Source organism: Salsipaludibacter albus (assembly GCF_019798055.1).
GTDB lineage: Bacteria > Actinomycetota > Nitriliruptoria > Nitriliruptorales > Nitriliruptoraceae > Salsipaludibacter > Salsipaludibacter albus.
The window spans coordinates 1-16,149 of record NZ_JAHOPH010000022.1 but is presented as its reverse complement, the minus strand read 5'-3'; the positions used below and the strand labels follow the sequence as shown (position 1 = coordinate 16,149).

General features: G+C 73.1%; 15 protein-coding genes. 6 read left to right on the top strand and 9 right to left on the bottom strand.

The window, feature by feature from the left end; translation table 11 throughout:
- Positions 1 to 21: 21 nt before the first annotated feature.
- Positions 22 to 825 (bottom strand): hypothetical protein, encoded by an 804-nt coding sequence (locus KR546_RS13230; RefSeq protein WP_238445193.1) that lies wholly within the window; start codon positions 823 to 825, stop codon positions 22 to 24.
- The gene (locus KR546_RS13225; RefSeq protein WP_238445192.1) at positions 825 to 1,754 is read right to left on the bottom strand and encodes an ATP-binding cassette domain-containing protein; all 930 of its coding nucleotides are present in this window, start codon (positions 1,752 to 1,754) and stop codon (positions 825 to 827) included. The genes KR546_RS13230 and KR546_RS13225 overlap by 1 nt, the downstream gene beginning before the upstream one ends.
- Positions 1,755 to 1,937: 183 nt before the next feature.
- Between KR546_RS13225 and KR546_RS13220 the strand changes: the two genes are divergently transcribed.
- On the top strand, positions 1,938 to 2,222 hold the full coding sequence (locus KR546_RS13220) for a hypothetical protein (RefSeq protein ID WP_238445191.1): 285 nt from the start codon (positions 1,938 to 1,940) through the stop codon (positions 2,220 to 2,222).
- A 352-nt stretch (positions 2,223 to 2,574) separates the two neighbouring features.
- Here KR546_RS13220 and KR546_RS13215 read toward each other — a convergent pair whose 3' ends face one another.
- The 3 genes from KR546_RS13215 to KR546_RS13205 are packed head-to-tail and all read right to left on the bottom strand — an operon-like array spanning position 2,575 to position 6,459.
- The gene (locus KR546_RS13215) at positions 2,575 to 3,744 is read right to left on the bottom strand and encodes an ABC transporter ATP-binding protein (protein ID WP_238445190.1); all 1,170 of its coding nucleotides are present in this window, start codon (positions 3,742 to 3,744) and stop codon (positions 2,575 to 2,577) included.
- Positions 3,744 to 5,453, bottom strand: a complete 1,710-nt coding sequence (locus tag KR546_RS13210) for an ABC transporter permease (protein WP_238445189.1) — start codon at positions 5,451 to 5,453, stop codon at positions 3,744 to 3,746. Before KR546_RS13210 ends, KR546_RS13215 begins: the two co-directional genes overlap by 1 nt.
- A gap of 1 nt (position 5,454) precedes the next feature.
- A complete protein-coding gene (locus tag KR546_RS13205) occupies positions 5,455 to 6,459 on the bottom strand; it encodes an extracellular solute-binding protein (protein ID WP_238445188.1) in 1,005 nt (334 codons plus the stop codon).
- 287 nt (positions 6,460 to 6,746) lie between these two features.
- Here KR546_RS13205 and KR546_RS13200 point away from each other — a divergent pair, with 287 nt between their 5' ends.
- From KR546_RS13200 to KR546_RS13190, 3 genes are all read left to right on the top strand, one after another.
- Positions 6,747 to 8,081 (top strand): AI-2E family transporter, encoded by a 1,335-nt coding sequence (locus KR546_RS13200; RefSeq protein ID WP_238445187.1) that lies wholly within the window; start codon positions 6,747 to 6,749, stop codon positions 8,079 to 8,081.
- A gap of 104 nt (positions 8,082 to 8,185) precedes the next feature.
- Positions 8,186 to 9,154, top strand: coding sequence for a GNAT family N-acetyltransferase (locus tag KR546_RS13195; protein ID WP_238445186.1), 969 nt, complete (start codon positions 8,186 to 8,188; stop codon positions 9,152 to 9,154).
- Between the two features lie 47 nt (positions 9,155 to 9,201).
- Positions 9,202 to 10,134 carry an LppM family (lipo)protein gene (locus tag KR546_RS13190; RefSeq protein ID WP_238445185.1) on the top strand — a complete coding sequence of 311 codons (933 nt, stop codon included), beginning with the start codon at positions 9,202 to 9,204 and terminating at the stop codon, positions 10,132 to 10,134.
- 49 nt (positions 10,135 to 10,183) lie between these two features.
- On the opposite strand, the gene KR546_RS13185 is transcribed toward KR546_RS13190, so the two are convergent.
- The 3 genes from KR546_RS13185 to KR546_RS13175 form a co-directional block, all read right to left on the bottom strand.
- Complete coding sequence (locus KR546_RS13185; protein ID WP_238445184.1) at positions 10,184 to 10,711, bottom strand: DinB family protein; 528 nt, start codon at positions 10,709 to 10,711, stop codon at positions 10,184 to 10,186.
- A complete protein-coding gene (locus KR546_RS13180; RefSeq protein WP_238445183.1) occupies positions 10,708 to 11,613 on the bottom strand; it encodes a hypothetical protein in 906 nt (301 codons plus the stop codon). Before KR546_RS13180 ends, KR546_RS13185 begins: the two co-directional genes overlap by 4 nt.
- Positions 11,614 to 11,718: 105 nt before the next feature.
- On the bottom strand, positions 11,719 to 13,485 hold the full coding sequence (locus tag KR546_RS13175; RefSeq protein ID WP_238445182.1) for an SLC13 family permease: 1,767 nt from the start codon (positions 13,483 to 13,485) through the stop codon (positions 11,719 to 11,721).
- A 142-nt stretch (positions 13,486 to 13,627) separates the two neighbouring features.
- Between KR546_RS13175 and KR546_RS13170 the strand changes: the two genes are divergently transcribed.
- On the top strand, positions 13,628 to 14,752 hold the full coding sequence (locus KR546_RS13170; RefSeq protein ID WP_238445181.1) for a CaiB/BaiF CoA transferase family protein: 1,125 nt from the start codon (positions 13,628 to 13,630) through the stop codon (positions 14,750 to 14,752).
- A gap of 68 nt (positions 14,753 to 14,820) precedes the next feature.
- The gene (gene nrdR, locus KR546_RS13165; protein ID WP_238445180.1) at positions 14,821 to 15,285 is read left to right on the top strand and encodes a transcriptional regulator NrdR; all 465 of its coding nucleotides are present in this window, start codon (positions 14,821 to 14,823) and stop codon (positions 15,283 to 15,285) included.
- Between the two features lie 341 nt (positions 15,286 to 15,626).
- Here nrdR and KR546_RS13160 read toward each other — a convergent pair.
- Positions 15,627 to 16,149 (bottom strand): LysM peptidoglycan-binding domain-containing protein (locus tag KR546_RS13160; RefSeq protein WP_238445179.1); only part of this gene is annotated, 523 nt, incomplete at its 5' end.

The window sequence follows — 16,149 nt, the reverse complement described above, 5'->3', positions numbered from 1 at the left end:
GGGCTCGTCCGCGGCGGCGTCTCAGGCGTCGCGACGCACCAGCGACCACGTGGCCGCGACGACCGCGACGACCACCCAGGTGACAATCACCACGACGGCGCGTGAGGTCGACAGCAGGGGGTCGCCGAACGCCTGGAGCATCGACATCGTCCCGGCACCCGGCAGGGACTCGCCGATCGTGGCCAGCCACGGCACCCCGAACTCGGGCAGCATCGCCGGCAGGACCAGCAGGCCCAGGAAGGCCGCGGTCAGGGTGCCGGCGGCGTTGCGCAACACGGTCGCGGTCCCCACCACCAGGACGGTCCCGACCCCCATGACGATCGCCACGTCGCCGAGGCTGGCGACCACCTCGCCGATGGTCGTGTCCGCCGGCTGCCCCATGGCCACCCACGCCGTGGCGTCGGCGATCGCGGCCAGCACGACCGCCGCGACGACCGTGGAGCTGACCGCGACGAGCAGGCGGGCGACGGCCAGCACGCCCCGTCGCGGGACCGACAGCAGGGTGGACTGCACCGTCCCGGTCGCGTGGTCCGACGTGACCAGCAGCATGGCGGGCACCAGCAGGGCGAACTGTGCGAACACGATCCCGATCTCGCCGGCCAGCCACGCTGGGGCCACCTCCTCCCCGTCCAGCCCGACGGCCAGCGCGAGGGCGAGCATCATGGCGGCGCCGGCGGCCAGCGACCACCAGGTCGACCGCAGGCTGCGCAGCCGCACGGCGTCGGCCGCGACGGCCCGCGCCAGCACGGTCATCGTGCCGGGCGCTGCCAGGTCGGATCGGGCCCCGGCCTGGCCGGGGCGGGTGGGGCTGAGGGTCGTGGTCATCAGGCGTTCTCCAGGACGGTCGGGCGGGCGACGTACTCGACGCTGTCGGTGGTGAGGTCGACGTAGGCGTCCTCCAGCGAGCGTTCGAGGTCGCGCAGGCCGTGCAACGGCACGCCGGCCCGGAAGGCGGCCTCACCCACCTGCACCGCCGTCGTGCCGTGCACCAGCAGGTCGTGCGGGTCACCGTCGTCGGCCGGGTGCACCTCGGCGAGCCCCTCCATGGCGGTGACGAAGCGGTCCGGCTCCGGGGTGCGCACCCGCACCGCCAGGACGGCACCACCGGCCAGCACCTCGCCGACCGGGGCGTCGACCAACAGGCGCCCACGGCCGATGACCAGCAGGTGGTCGGCGGTCTGCTGCATCTCGCTCATCAGGTGGCTGGAGACCAGCACGGTGCGGCCCTCGGCGGCCAGGCGTCGGAGCAGGTCACGGACCCAGCGCACGCCGTCGGAGTCCAGGCCGTTCACCGACTCGTCGAACAGCAGCACGCCGGGGTCGCCCAGCAGGGCCGCGGCGATGCCCAGCCGCTGGCGCATCCCGAGCGAGTAGCCCCCGACGCGGCGGTGGGCGACCGACGCCATCCCGACCTCTTCGAGCACCTCGTCGACGCGGGCCAGCGGGATCCCGTTGCTGCGGGCCAGTGCGACCAGGTGGGTGCGGCCGCGGCGGCCCGGGTGGAAGGCCTCGGCGTCCAGCAGGGCGCCGACGTGGCGCAGCGGGGTCGGCAGGTCGCTGTAGGCGTGGCCGCCGACCAGCGCCCGGCCGGCGGTGGGACGGTCCAGCCCCACGACCATCCGCATGGTCGTGGACTTGCCGGCCCCGTTGGGACCCAGGAAGCCAGTGACCCGGCCGGGCGCGACCTCGGCGGTCAGCTGGTCGACGGCCACGGTCTCGCCGTAGTGCTTGGACAGGGTGTCGAGGGTGATCACGGGCGTCTCCGGGTTCGGCGACCAACTCGGAGCACGCTACGACCGCACTCGCGTCCCCCCGATGGGTGAGGCACCCCGGGTCTCCCCTGAGCCACTCGGGGTGTCCGCCCGGACTGGCGGGTGGGGCCGAGGGAAGGTTAGGCTCACCTCTCCCCCATTCCCGACGCCGTTCCCGGAGTCATGATGCGCACGTCCAGGACCATCGCCCACGCCACCCTCGCCGCCGCCCTGGTGCTCGGCACCGCCGCCTGCGGGGGTGCTGACGACGACGGCGACGTCACCAACATCGGCACCGAGGAGGACGGCTCCGGGTCCGGCAGCGGCTCGGGCTCCGGCTCCGGGTCGGGCAGCGGTTCCGGGTCGGGCATGAGCGAGTCCGAGGACGCCTCCGGCAGCGGCTCCGGCTCCGAGATGACCGAGTCCGAGTCGGCCAGCGGCTCCGGCGTCAGCGAGTCGCCCTCCGAGTAGCTCGTCGGCGAGCCGCACCGCGCCCGGGCCGGCGGCCACGGGCCAGCCGTCGCCGCCCCCACCTCCCTGCGAACTCCCGTCGCACCGCACCGCGCCCTCGGGCCCCCGGGCGCCCGACCACCCATCGCGATGTGAGTTCGTGATCGCGATGTGAGTTCCTCGCCGTGACGCGTCGAACTCACATCGCTGCGTCCAACTCACATCGGGTGGGGCGAACGGGCCGGACGTCGCGGCCCGCGACGACGGACCAGCAGCCTGCGACGACGGACGATCGGCTTCGGGCCGGCGACGACGGAGGAGAGGCTTCGAGCCCGAGAAGACGGAGGATCCGCCCCGAGCCGGGGAGCCGGTGTCAGGTGGGGGTGGGCGCGGTGTCCGGGGAGGACGACGAGACGTCGTCGCCGGCGGGGAACGCGGCCAGGGGGTGGCCGGCGTCGACGGTGACCCGGACACGGGACCCGGCAGCCAGCTGCTCGCTGTGACGACGGTCGGCCCGCAGGACGGTGCCGTCGGCCAGCCGCACGCGGTGCTGGACCAGCCCGCCCCGGAACTCCGAGCCCAGGACCGTGCCGAGACCCTCGGGGTCGGCGTCCAGCACGACCTCGTGGGGCCGCACCATCACCTCGGCCAGCCCGGACAGCTCCGGGTCGATCACGCCGACGCGACCCACGACGGTGTCGGCGGTGCCGTCGACGACGACCCCGGCGACCATGTCGGCCTCGCCCAGGAAGCTCGCGACGAACCGGCTGGCGGGGGCGTCGAACACGGTGTGGGGACGGTCGACCTGCTCGAGCCGGCCGGCATTCAGCACCGCCACCCGGTCCCCGATCGACAGCGCCTCGACCTGGTCGTGGGTGACGAACACCGCGGTCGTGCCGGACTCGCGCAACACCGCGGCGGTCTGCTGGCGCAGGGCGGTGCGCAGGTTGGGGTCCAGGCTCGAGAACGGCTCGTCCAGCAGCATCACGGCCGGGCGTGGCGCCAGCGCCCGGGCCAGCGCGATGCGCTGCTTCTCGCCGCCCGACAGCTCGTGGGGGTAGCGGTCGGCGAGGTGGCGCAGCTGCACCAGGTCGAGCACCTCGCGTCGGCGCTCGGCACGATCGGCGTCCCGGGCGATCCCGAACTCGACGTTGTCGGCCACGGTCAGGTGCGGGAACAGGGCGTGGTCCTGGAACACGACGCCCACCCGGCGACGCTCGGGCGGGACCATCGGGCCGTCGCCGGTCACGACCTCGCCGGCGATCGTGATCCGGCCGGCGTCGGGGGCGGTCAGCCCGGCGATGGTCTGCAGCAGGGTGGTCTTGCCACAGCCGCTGGGGCCGACGATGACCAGCAGCTCGCCGGTCCCGACCTGAAGCGACACATCGTCGACCGCCACGACCGATCCGTAGCGACGGGTGACACCGTCGAGCTGGAGGATCGGGTCCGTGGTGGGGATCGGGTCGGTCGGGTGCTCGTGCATGCCCACAGGGTGCCCGGTCGGGGCCGTGGCCGTGGTGCGCTGGTCCGGGCGATCGACCATCAGGACGCCTCCCCCGGTCGCGGGACCCGCACCTGGGCGCGGAACAGCAGCAGCACCGGGATGCTGGCGACCACGACGATGGTCAGGGCGGGCAGTCCGACGAGGTTCCACAGTGACTCCGAGGCCAGTTCGTAGACCCAGACCGCCAGGGTCGAGAACCCGAACGGTCGCAGCAGCAGGACGACGGGCAGTTCCTTGAGCGCGTCGACGGCGACCAGCACCAGCGCCACCCCGACGCCCGAGCGCATCAGCGGGAGGTGGATGCGACGCACCACCCGGGCCGGCGACGCGCCCAGCGACAGCGCGGACGAGGTGGTCGAGCGGGTCACCTTGTCGAGGCTGGCCTCCATCGAGTTGGTGGCCAGTGCGAGGAAGCGGATCACGTAGGCGATCACGAGTCCGACGACCGAGCCGGTGACCAGTGCCGCGCCCCAGCCGATCCCGGCCGCGTCCAGCACCGCGTCGATGCCGGCCAGCGACAGCAGCACGCCGATGGCGACGACCGGGCCCGGCACGGCGTAGCCGATGGTGGTCAGGCGGGCGAAGGTCCGGGTCAGGCGGTCGGGGGTCAGCCGGGCGGCGTTGACCACGACCGCGGCGACCGCGACACAGGCGACGGCCGTGATCACCGCGACCATGACGCTGTTGCCGAGGTAGCCGAGGTAGCGCGGGTCGAACCCACCGTCGGCGGACTGCAGCACCGAGATGCTCGACCAGGTCACCAGCCGCAACACCGGCGCCACGAACGCCACGCCCACGACCAGCGTGCACACCCCGGTCGCGGCCCAGCGCTTCCACCCGGCCAGGTGCACCGGCTCGATCGTGGGCGACTGGCCACCGGACTGGGAGTAGCGGGCCCGGCCCCGCATCGCGCGCTCCACCAGGATGATCGTGACGGCGAACACCAGCACCAGCGCGGCCAGCTCGGTCGCGGCTGCACGGTCGAACATCCCGTTCCACACCTGGTAGATCGCCACCGACACCGTCTGGACGTTGAAGTACTGGATCGTCGCGAAGTCGGTCAGGGTCTCCATCGCGACCAGCGCCCCGGCGGCGGCCAGCGACGGCCGGGCCAGTGGCAGCACGACCCGGCGGGCGGCCTCCATCGGTCCGCGTCCGAGGGTCCGTGCGGCGAGGTAGGTGGTCGCGCCCTGCTCGGCCAGCGCCGCCCGGGCCAGCAGGTAGACGTACGGGTACAGCGCCAGGCTCATCACCACGATCGCGATGCCCATGCCCTGCGGCGCGGCGACGTTGATCGACCAGCCGAGGGTGTCGCGGGCGAAGGTCTGCAGCGGACCGGGTGCGTCCAGCAGCGACACCGCGACGAACGCGAGCACGTAGGACGGCACCGCCAGTGGCAGCACCAGCAGCCACGCGAACGCCCGTCGCCCCGGGAAGGTGTAGGTCGACACGAGCCAGGCGAGCCCGGCACCAAGCACGGTCGTGCCGGCCACGACGCCGACCATCAGCACCACGGTCGACACGACCATCGAGCCCAGGCCCGCATCGACCAGGAAGCGCCACACGTCCAGGCTCGGGGTGAGGATGCTGCCCGCGACCAGCGCCACCGGCAGCACGACCAGCACGGCGATCACGCCGGTGGCGAGCCGCCAGCCGCGGCGCCCGTCCCCGCGTCGGCGTGCCGAGCCCGGCGCCGGTGGGAGCGGCGCGTGGGCGGGGGTGGCCTCGGTGGCGGGTGCGGTGCTCATGTCACTCGTAGCCCGCCTCGGCCATCAGCTGGATCGCCTCGGCGTTGAGCGAGCCGAACTCGGCCGCGTTGAGCGGGTCGACCGTGAAGTCGCCGAAGTCGGCGATCAGCTCGTCCGGCGCGACGTCGGGGTTGACCGGGTACTCGTGGTTGCCCGACACGAACGCCTCCTGGCCGTCGGTGGCGAGCCACTCGATCAGCTCCTGGGCGAGCTCGGGGTCGTCGGCCTCGGCCGTGACGCCGGCGCCGGACACGTTGACGTGCACGCCGGTGGTGTCCTGGTTGGCCCAGAACACCTCGACCGGGAAGTCCGGGTCGTCCTCCAGGAGTCGCGCGAGGTAGTAGTGGTTGGTGATCCCGACGTCGCACGAGCCGGCCGCGATGTTTTCCAGGATCGCGACGTCGTTGTTCAGGATGCGCGCGTTGTCGGCCCAGCCCGTCACGATCTCCAGCGCCCGCTCCTGCCCCTCGTTGGCGATCAGGCTGGCCACCAGCGACTGGGTGTAGACGTTGGTCGAGCGTCGCAGGCACAGCCGACCGGCCCATTCGGGCTCGGCCAGCGCGTCGTAGGTCGACAGCTCGGACGGGTCGACGTCGGCCGGGTCGTAGACGATCGTGCGGGCGCGCAACGACAGCCCGTACCACAGTCCGTCGGGGTCACGGAGGTTCTCGGGGACGGCTTCGTCCAGGATCTCGGACTCGATCGGCTGGAACAGGCCCTCGTCGGCGGCCAGGGCGAGGTTGCCGGCGTCGACGGTCATGTAGACGTCGGCGAGGGTGTCCTCGCCCTCGGCGACGATCCGCTCGCGCAGCTCGGCGTCCGAGCCGTACAGGAACTCCACGCTGGTGCCGGTCTCGTCGGCGAACTGCTCGAAGGCGGTCTCGAGGTCGTAGTGGCGGCCGGAGTAGACCCGCACGACCTGATCGTCGCCGAACCCCGAGCACCCGGAGGCGAGCAGGGCCAGCACGGACAGCAGCACCAGCAGGCGGCGGGCGGGGACGGGCATGCGGACGCGACCTCTGGGGACGGGGAAGCGGACGGGGACCGGGGCGTCGACGGGGCGAAACCCGCCAAGTTAGGTATCCCTAACCTACCCCACCGCTGGCGATCCCCGCAGGTCGGCTGTCTCGGCCCGCCGATCGACCCGCACACGGCCACGACCGAGGCGGGGGGTCCCCCCGGGGTCCGTCCTCGACCGGGAGCCTATGATCGCCACCGCCGTGCCCCGTCGCGATGCGACGTGCCATGTCCCGTCGCCGACGGCACGCGCGACGCCCCGACCCGAGGATGGTCATGGACCTCCCCCCCGACGCCTCCACCGAGGCGGCGCCCGACCGCGACCGGGACGACCCGTCCACGGTGGCCGATCCCGACGGTCCGCGCGGTCAACGGTGGGCCGACGCCGACAACTCGATGGTGGCCCAGCCCCCGGCGTGGCTGCGGCTCGCCGCCGGCTGGGGATGGCGCCTCGGGATCCTGGGCGTGGTCACGTGGGTCGTGCTGCGGTTCATGGCCCAACTGCTGGTCGTCACCCTCCCGCTCATCATCGCGATCGTGCTCACGACGCTGTGCTGGCCGCTGCGCGAGCGCCTCGTGCGGCGCGGCGTGCCGCCGGCCCTGTCGGCGGCGATCGTCGTCATCGGCGGGCTGGTGGTGCTGGTCGGCCTGTTCGCCGCGATCGGCCCGGGCTTCGTGGACCAGATCGGCGAGCTGGGCGAGACGATCCAGGACGGCTCCGACGCCGTGATCGCCTGGCTGGAGGACAGCCCGTTCGGGATCGAGGTGGACCTCGGACAGGTGCTCGACCAGGTCCGCAGCGCGATGCTCTCGGGTGGGGGTGGCGGCTCCCAGGTCGTCGGCAGCATCGTGTCCGGACTGTCGGTCGCCGGCCAGTTCCTGGCCGGGCTGGCCCTGACCGTCGTCCTGCTGTTCTTCATCGTCAAGGACGGCGACGTCATGGTGGCCTGGGTCCGGGGGCTGCTGTCGTCGAACCACCGGCCCACCGCCAGCGCGATCGGCCAGCGCGCCTGGTCGGCCCTGTCGGGCTACGTGCGCGGCACCGCGGCGATCGCCGCCATCGATGCCCTGGGGATCGGCCTGGGGTTGCTGCTGCTCGGGGTCCCGCTGGTCCTGCCGCTGATGCTGCTGGTGTTCTTCGGTGGCTTCCTCCCGGTCATCGGCGCCTTCATCGCCGGGCTCGTCGCCGTGCTCGTGGCGCTCGCCGACGGTGGGATCGTCACCGCGCTGCTGGCCCTGGCGGTCGTGATCGGCGTCCAGCAGGTCGAGGGCAACGTGCTCCAGCCGATCATCATGCGTCGCGCGGTGGCCCTGCACCCCATCGTGGTGCTGGTCGCCCTGGGCGCCGGAGCCGCGATCGCCGGCATCATCGGGGCGTTCATCTCGGTCCCGATCGCCGCCGTCCTCGCGGCGGTCGGCAACGAGCTGCGCCTGCGTGGTCGAGCCGGCCTGCTGACGGCCGCGACCGCCGGTGCAGCGCCCTCAGCACCACTGGGGGGGCCCGGCGGCAGCCTGGACACGGAGGTCGAGGACCCGGAGGAGGCCGCCGCCGACCCGGCCGCGCGCGAGGACCTGCCGGGCGACATCACCCCCGGTCACGACGACACCTGAGCGGCGGCGCGAATCACCGTTCCCCCCGAGTGGCCGAGACAACCGGCCACCCCGTCTGGCACGCTGGACGTGCCGGGAACGAGCGACCCGAGGAAGGGGCCGAGATGGCCGACCGACCGAACCTCGCCGACGAGATCCGGCTGCGACTGCTGACCCTGTCCGACCTGGACTGGGTCCTCGCCGTCAACGACGCGACGTCGTCCACGCTCGCACCCTCGCTGGGCTTCGACCTCCCCAGCCTCGCCGACGACCTCGACACGGGTCGCTGGGCCGCCGAGGACCGGTGGGGCTGGGCGATCATGCTCAACGGCGAACCCGTGGGATTCATCCTGCTGACCGGGATCGACAGTGGTGACGCGGTGCTGCACATCCGGCTGCTGGCCGACCGGCGGGGCCAGGGCATCGGGCGCGAGGTCCTGCGCAAGATCGCCGACCACCACTTCGCCGACGACCCCGACCTGTCGCGGATCGCCGGCCAGGTCCACGAGCGCAACCTCCCGATGCAGCGTGCGTTCAACGCCGCCGGCTTCCGGATGGAGGCCCGCTACCGCGACTGGGTCACGAGCGACGACGCCCCACCGGCCGAGTTGTGGGCCTATGCGCTGACCCGGCGGGACTGGGAGGCGGACCGCCACCGCCCCGACGGCGGCAGCTACGACCTGCACGGCCTGGTGTTCGACGTCGAGGACGTCCTGGACGGGCCGACGGTCGGCTCCCACGGGCTGACCTTCCGGTTCCTGCAGGAGGGCGCGCGGGTCACCGCGACCTTCGCCTCCCACGAGGTCTCCGACGGCGAGCTGGCCGGGATCCTCCACAACGACGTCGTCGACTACCGCTACGTCCAGGACTACCACCGGATCGAGGACGGCTCGCTGATCACCGGCACCGGACGCCTGGTCATCCAGACCGGCGCGGACGGCAACCTGCAGCTGATCAACGACTGGACCGACGACGACGGCCGCGAGGGACGCACCCTGCTGCACCGCAGGGGTGCCGACCCCTCCCCCGTCGTGACGGCCGAGGACCCGGCGCAACGCGATCGCATGCCGCTGCCCGCCGACGTCGATGCCTGACGAGGTCCTCGCCTAGGATCGAGGCCAACGATCCGAGGGGAACCGGGATGTCACGACAGACAACGACACGTCGGCGCTCGGGGGCGCGGCTGCTGGTGGTCGCGGCGGTGGCGCTGCTGCTGGCCGGCTGCATCAAGTTCGACACCGACCTGACCGTGTCGTCCGACGACACCGTCAGCGGCGAGATCATCCTGGGCTTCGACCGTGCCCTGCTCGAGATGGGTGGTGGATCGCTGGACGACCTGATGGGCGAGGACCTGGCGCCGGTGCCGTCCGACGTCGAGGGCGTCACCGTCGAGGAGTGGGAGGACGAGGACTTCATCGGCCAGCGCTTCGTCGTCGAGGCCGTCCCGCTCGAGGAGTTCAACAACAACGGCGAGGCCGGTGCCCTTCGCATCGAGCGGGACGGCGACGTGTTCCGGATGTCGGGGAACATGGACATGGGCAGCACCGAGGACCTGGCCGGGTCCGAGGACCTCGGGATCGACCCGAGCCTGTTCCTGGGCGACGCCGAACTCGAGGTCTCGGTGACCTTCCCCGGCGAGGTGCTCGAGACCAACGGCGAGGTCGAGGGCACGACCGTCACGTGGGAGCCGTCGCTGACCGGGGCCAACGAGTTCATGGCCGTGGCCAACGCCGAGCCGGGCGGCGCGAACAACCTGCTGTGGATCCTGCTGGCCGTGGTCCTGTTGCTCGTGCTCGCCGCGGTCGCGTTCCTGCTGATGCGTCGGCGCAGTCAGCCGGCGACGGCCGACGGCGCACCGGTGGACGGTGCGGACGCCTCGGGCTGGCCGACGACCGCGCCGCCGCCCGCCACGTCCTCGGGCCAAGCCCCGCCACCCACCACCGGGACCGGCCCGTCGTCCGCACCACCGCCGCCGCCACCCCCGCCGTCGACGTCGTCATCCGACGACACCGTCGAGATCCCGGGCGCGCGCGACGACACCACGCCGATGCCACCACCTCCCCCGCCCGCCTGAACCTCGGCGCCCGGGCCGAGGTCCGGCCGGGCCCGCCCGGGCCCGGGGGTCAGTGGAGGGGGTGCTCGGGTGGCAGGTCGCCCGTCGCGCCGTCGACGCCCTCGCGCAGCAGGTCGGCGTGGCCGTTGTGGCGGGCGTACTCCTCGATCATGTGCACGAGGATCCAGCGCAGGCTGACGTGACCGCGCACGTTCTCGCGGACCGACAGCTGGTCGAGGCTCGCGGTGTCGGCGACGATCGCCCGGCTGCGTTCGCAGGCCGCGTCGAGCCAGCCCATCAGCGCGGCCGGGTCGTCGTCGGCGGCCGACGTGAAGTCCCAGTCCTCGTCGGCGTCCCAGTCGACGTCGGCCCAGGGCGACGAGGAGTCCTCGCCGGCGAAGAAGTCGGCGAACCAGCCCTCCTCCACGACGGCGAGGTGCTTGGCCAGGCCGGCCAGGTGGAGCGTCGACGGCTCCCGGGTCGCGGTCATGCCGGCCCGGTCGAGGCCACGGCACTTCCACCGGAAGATCGCACGCTGCAGGTCCAGCGACTGGGTCAGGGTCGTGCGCTCGTCCGCACGCGGGTCCTCCACGATCACGACCAACCCTCTTCTTCTTCATCGAGGTCGTCGCCGAACGGGTCGAGGTCGGGGTCGGCGCCGGGGAAGGTCGCCACGCCCACCTGGAAGCACGAGGCGACCGCGTAGAGCATCCCGTCGCGCCCGACCAGGCCGGCCCGCGCACGGATCTTGCGACCGTCGGCGTGGTCCATGACGGCCCCGACCCGGACGGCCTCGCCGACCGGCAGCCGGGAGTACCAGGTCACGTCCATGCCCCCCAGCATCGCCCCGCCATGGCCGTTGGCGCGGAGGTGGTCCCGGGCCGCCCACACCGTCGGGCAGTCCAGGATCGCGGCGACGACCTCGGGGCGGACGAACGTGCCGCCCGGCCCGGCCTGGGCCTCCTCGCCCTCCCACGCCTCGACCACCGCACCGTCGGGGCACCAACCCGGGAACAGGTGCAGGCCGTCGGGGTTGCGCGCGCCACACACGACGCAGTGGGGAGCGGCCGGGACCGCCTGCGGACGAGGCAGCGGGTCACGCAGGGCGATGTCGACCAGGTCGTCGTGGTCGTCGGCGTCGCCCGCGCGTCCCCCGATGGCGACCAGGCCGGTGACGAGCGGTTCGTCGGGTGGCCCACCTGCGACGGACGTCGCGACCTGCCAGGTCGAGCGCGCCGACGCGACCGGCGCCTCGGTGTCGTCGGACGGGGCCGTGACCGTGGCGACGAGCTCGGTGTCGGTCGGGGTGGGCCGATGCAGCCGGGCCACGACCCGGCTCGGCCGACCGTCGTCGACCGCCACGGCTGCCCGGGCCAGCACGGCCGTCGACAGGCCGCCCTGCAGCACGCCGGGTGGTCCGCACAGGGCACCGGGGGCGGACACCGCCACGTCGTGACCGTGCTCGGTCTCCACGGCCGTGCCAACCGCGAGCTGGTCCATGGCGTCGGCCCCGTCCTGGTCTCGGTGTCGCGGTCCGGTGCGGACCTCGGACCCCGAGGCTAATGGGACGCGGCGCGGCGCCGACGCCGATGCCGGTCGGGTCGGTCAGGCCGGTGCCACGACCATGATCATCGCCGTCGCCATCGCGACCACGGCGAAGTTGAGCGGGACGCCCACCCGCAGGTAGTCGGTGAACCGGTAGCCGCCCGGCCCGTACACGATCGTGTTGGTCTGATAGCCGATCGGGGTCATGAACGACGCCGACGCGGCGATGGCGATGCCCACGGCCATGGTCCGCAGGTCCAGCCCGGTCCGGCCCACGATCCCGGTCATGATGGGGAACACGACCACGACCGCCGCGTTGTTGGTCACCAGCTCGGTCAGCAGGGACACCGACAGCAGCAGGCCGAACACGATCCCGGCGGTCCCGAACCCGTCGAAGGCGCCCACGATCGCGCCGGCCAGCAGGTCGGCGACCCCGGTCACCTCCAGGGCGGCGCCGAGGCCGAACGACGCGGCGATCAGCACGATGACGTCCAGGTCGATCGCCTCGCGGACGTCGGTGGCCGACAGCGTGCCGGTCGCCACCAGGGCGCCCGCGGCCAGCAGCGCCGCCTCGAGGATGCTCAGCCAGCCGAAGGCCGCGATCGCCACCATGGCGACGGTGATGGCCGCCACGAGCGGGGCACGCCTGCCGGCGTGGGGTGGGTCGCCCCCGGTCGGCGCGATGACCAGGAAGTCGGGTCGCTCGCGCCACAGCTCGGGGAAGTCCTCGTCAGCCAGCAGGATCAGCGTGTCCGCGGCACGCAGCCGCACGTCGCGGGGCTCGTCGGTCAGGCGGTGGCCGTCCCGGTGCACCGCGAGCACGGCGGCCTGGTACCGGGCGAGGAAGTCGACCTCCTCCAGCGTGTGGCCTGCCGCGGGCGACGTGCGGCCGACGACCGCGACGTGCAGGCGCTGGCCGGGGCGGGCGACCTCCTCGACCCGCTCGCCCGCACTGGAACGCAGCCCGGCGACCCGGTAGAGGTCGACGACCTGTTCGACCTGCCCGGCGAACGCGATCCGGTCGCCCCCGGCCAGCACGACGTCGAGGTCCACCGGCGCGATGACCGTGTCCCCGCGGGTGACCTGCACGACGAACACGTGCCGTCGCCCGACCAGCGTCGTGTCACCCAGGCGGGCCCGGTCGAGCGGTCCCCCGGCGACGACCTCCATCGCCATCACGAACTCGCGGACGTCCTCGGTCGCCTGGCCCGCGGCGCTGACCCGGACCGGGACCAGCCACCAGGCGACGACGACCATCACCGCCAGCCCGACGACGGCCGTCGGGCCGGACACCGGGGTCAACTCGAACAGGCCGAACGGCTCCTCGCCGACCTCCTGGAGCAAACCCGACACGACGAGGTTGGTCGAGGTGCCCAGGACCGTGAGCGTCCCGCCCAGGATCGCGGCGAAGGACAGGGGCATGAGGAAGCGCGACGCCGCGATCCGACGCTGCTCGCAGGCCTTGACGATGTCGGGCACCAGCATGGCCACCAGGGGCGTGTTGTTCAGCAGCGACGACACGCCGGCCGTGGGGACCACGAGCCGGACCAGGTCGGTCCAGCGCCGCCCCTCGCCGATCAGCTGGGCGGTCACCGGGGCGAGCAGTCCGGTCTTCTGGGCGGCCCGGGCGACGACGTACAGCGCCGCCACGGTCAGCGGGGCGGGGCTGGAGAAGCCTGCCAGCGCCTGGTCCACGGTGATGACGTCGAGCAGCAGCAGCGAGACCGTGGCCGCCAGCACGATCGCCGACGGCGGGAGGCGATCCGACGCCAGCGCGGCGAACGCCACGACCAGCACCGCGACGGTGATCCAGGCGTCCGTGCCCATCGGGGTGACCCTCGGGCGTGGCCGGGCCACGCCGCCTCTCGCACGAGGAAACGGCCAGACGATAGCACTCGGGCGGACGGCCCGGGCTGTCCCCCCACCACCTGCGCCGCTAGCGTCCCGACCCGACGACAGGACGCGGCGGATGGCGGGACCACTGGCCGGCACGACGATCGTGGAGCTGGCCGGGATCGGACCGGCGCCGTTCGCCGGGATGCTGCTGGCCGACCTCGGGGCCCGGGTCGTGCGCGTCGACCGGCCCGGCGCCGTGGACCCAGTGGGCCACGGGATCATCAATCGCAGCCGGGTGCGGCTGGGCGTGGACCTCAAGGACCCGGACGGGGTGGCGGTCGTCCGACGCCTGGCCACCGTCGCCGACGGCCTGGTGGAGGGCTACCGCCCGGGCGTGCTCGAGCGGATCGGGCTGGGACCCGATGTCCTGCTGGCCGACAACCCGGCGCTGGTCGTCGGGCGGATGACCGGCTGGGGCCAGGAGGGACCGTGGGCGCAGGCCGCCGGCCACGACATCGACTACGTCGCCGTGACGGGCGCCCTGGACGCGATCGGGCGACGCGGGGCACCACCGACCGTGCCGCTGAACCTGGTCGGCGACTTCGGGGGCGGCGCGACCTACCTGGTCATCGGGATGCTGGCCGGGATCCTGCACGCCCGTGCCACCGGCACCGGGCAGGTCGTCGACGCCGCGATGGTGGACGGCGCGAGCAGCCTGATGGCGATGGCCCGTGACCTGGCCGACACGGGGCTGCGGCGCCCGGAGCGTGGCACCAACCTGCTCGACTCCGGGGCGTGGTTCTACGACACCTACCGCTGCGCCGACGGACGCTGGCTCGCGCTCGGACCGATCGAGCCACGGTTTCGGGCGGAACTCGTCCGCCTGCTCGACCTCGACGAGCGCTTCGAGGACGGGGACGACCCACGCCACTGGGAGGAGCTGTCGGAGGCGCTGGCAGCGGTCGTGGCCACGCGACCGCTGGCCGAGTGGGACGACCTGCTGGCGGGGACCGATGCCTGCTACGCCCCCGTCCTGACCCTGGACGAGGCGCCGTCCCACCCCCACCTCGCCGCCCGCCAGACCCACGTCGAGGTGGACGGGCGGATGCAGCCCGCCCCGGCGCCACGGTTCTCGGCCACGCCGAGCGCCGTCCCGACCACCCGGTCCGACGTCAGGGCCGTCGACGACCTGCTGGGCGACGCCGGCATGGACCCCGACGAGGTCACCGGCCTGCGCGACCGCGGCATCCTCATCTGACCCTGCCCCGAGTACGTTCGCCTCGGTGCCGGGCCAGGATTCCGGTTCTCCTCCGAAAGGTCCCTGTCGTGCGCTGTCCCGTGTGTGCGGCCGACGACGACCACGTCGTCGACTCGCGACCCGCCGACGACGGCACCGCGATCCGCCGCCGGCGTGAGTGCGGCACCTGCGGACGGCGCTTCACCACCTTCGAGCGGATCGAGCAGCCCCCGCTGGTCGTCGTGAAGCGCAGTGGCACCACGACGACGTTCTCCCGCGAGAACGTGCTGGAGGGGATGTCGCGTGCGGCCAAGAACCGGGTCCCGCTCGAGGACCTGCGGGCGGCCGCCGTGGCCGTCGAGGCGCGGCTGCGACGGGAGGGCGGCAACGAGGTGACGTCCGAGCAGGTCGGGCTGGCGGTGCTGGGCGAGCTGCGTGACCTCGACCCGGTGGCCTACGTCCGGTTCGCGTCGGTCTACAAGAACTTCCAGGGACCCGAGGACTTCGAGTCCGAGCTCTCCGAGCTCCGCAAGGACGCCCCCCCAAAACCCTGAACCCAGCCGCCCAGAGTCACTTCCTCCGACATTCAGCATGCACCGCAGGCGCCCGTGGACGTTTGCGAGCCCCTAGGCGAGCAAACTCCATGTGTTGCGAAGCAACACGCGGCGAGCAAACTCGAATGTGTCACGGAGTGACACACGGCGATGCGCCGGCGACTGATGTCGCCGGCGCATCGACCAGGGAGGCCCGGTGACTTGACGGGGCGGCGCAAGGCACCGGGCTCATGAGGTGATTCGCAGCCTGAACGTCGGCGGTTTGCTCGACGGGTCAGAAACCAACGAAACCGTGCGCTGAACGCGCAAATAGCTCGTTCGAGCCATCCACGACGGTCGCCTCAGCCCGCCATCTCGGGCAGTCGCACGATCGTGCCCGCGGGCAGGGTCGGCGAGGTGAAGTCGTTGAGGTCCATGATCGCGGCCACCGTGGTGCGGACGTCGTCGTCGGCGGGCGTGATCTCCTGGGCGATCCCCCACAGGGTCTCGCCGCCCTCGAGCGTCACGGTCGCCGCCACGGGCGCGTCCCCGTCGGCACTGGCACCACCGAACCCGGCCAGCAGGGCGAAGGCGATCGCCAGGACCAGCGTGGCCACCACGACCACCAGCGCCCGCCGGCCACGCACCGGCGACCCGACCACGACCAGGTCGTTGGAGCCGGCCGCACCCACCGGGGGCAGGGCCGTCACGGTCGAGGGCCGGCGCGCGGCCGAGGCCCGGGCTGGAGCACCGACGGCCGCGGCGAGTTCGGCCAGGAGATCCGCCTCGGTGCCGTGGTGCGGAGCCCGGTTGGGGTCGCGACCCGGGAAGGGGTGGATGGCGGCGCTCATGCGGTGCTCCTGGGTCAGGGGGTCGGGGTCAGGG

Coding starts and splice junctions, on each gene's coding strand:
- KR546_RS13230 (WP_238445193.1), bottom strand. CDS start 825: ATGACCACGACCCTCAGCCCCACCCGCCCCGGCCAGGCCGGGGCCCGA.
- KR546_RS13220 (WP_238445191.1), top strand. CDS start 1,938: ATGCGCACGTCCAGGACCATCGCCCACGCCACCCTCGCCGCCGCCCTG.
- KR546_RS13215 (WP_238445190.1), bottom strand. CDS start 3,744: ATGGTCGATCGCCCGGACCAGCGCACCACGGCCACGGCCCCGACCGGG.
- KR546_RS13210 (WP_238445189.1), bottom strand. CDS start 5,453: ATGAGCACCGCACCCGCCACCGAGGCCACCCCCGCCCACGCGCCGCTC.
- KR546_RS13205 (WP_238445188.1), bottom strand. CDS start 6,459: ATGCCCGTCCCCGCCCGCCGCCTGCTGGTGCTGCTGTCCGTGCTGGCC.
- KR546_RS13200 (WP_238445187.1), top strand. CDS start 6,747: ATGGACCTCCCCCCCGACGCCTCCACCGAGGCGGCGCCCGACCGCGAC.
- KR546_RS13195 (WP_238445186.1), top strand. CDS start 8,186: ATGGCCGACCGACCGAACCTCGCCGACGAGATCCGGCTGCGACTGCTG.
- KR546_RS13190 (WP_238445185.1), top strand. CDS start 9,202: ATGTCACGACAGACAACGACACGTCGGCGCTCGGGGGCGCGGCTGCTG.
- KR546_RS13180 (WP_238445183.1), bottom strand. CDS start 11,613: ATGGACCAGCTCGCGGTTGGCACGGCCGTGGAGACCGAGCACGGTCAC.
- KR546_RS13175 (WP_238445182.1), bottom strand. CDS start 13,485: ATGGGCACGGACGCCTGGATCACCGTCGCGGTGCTGGTCGTGGCGTTC.
- KR546_RS13170 (WP_238445181.1), top strand. CDS start 13,628: ATGGCGGGACCACTGGCCGGCACGACGATCGTGGAGCTGGCCGGGATC.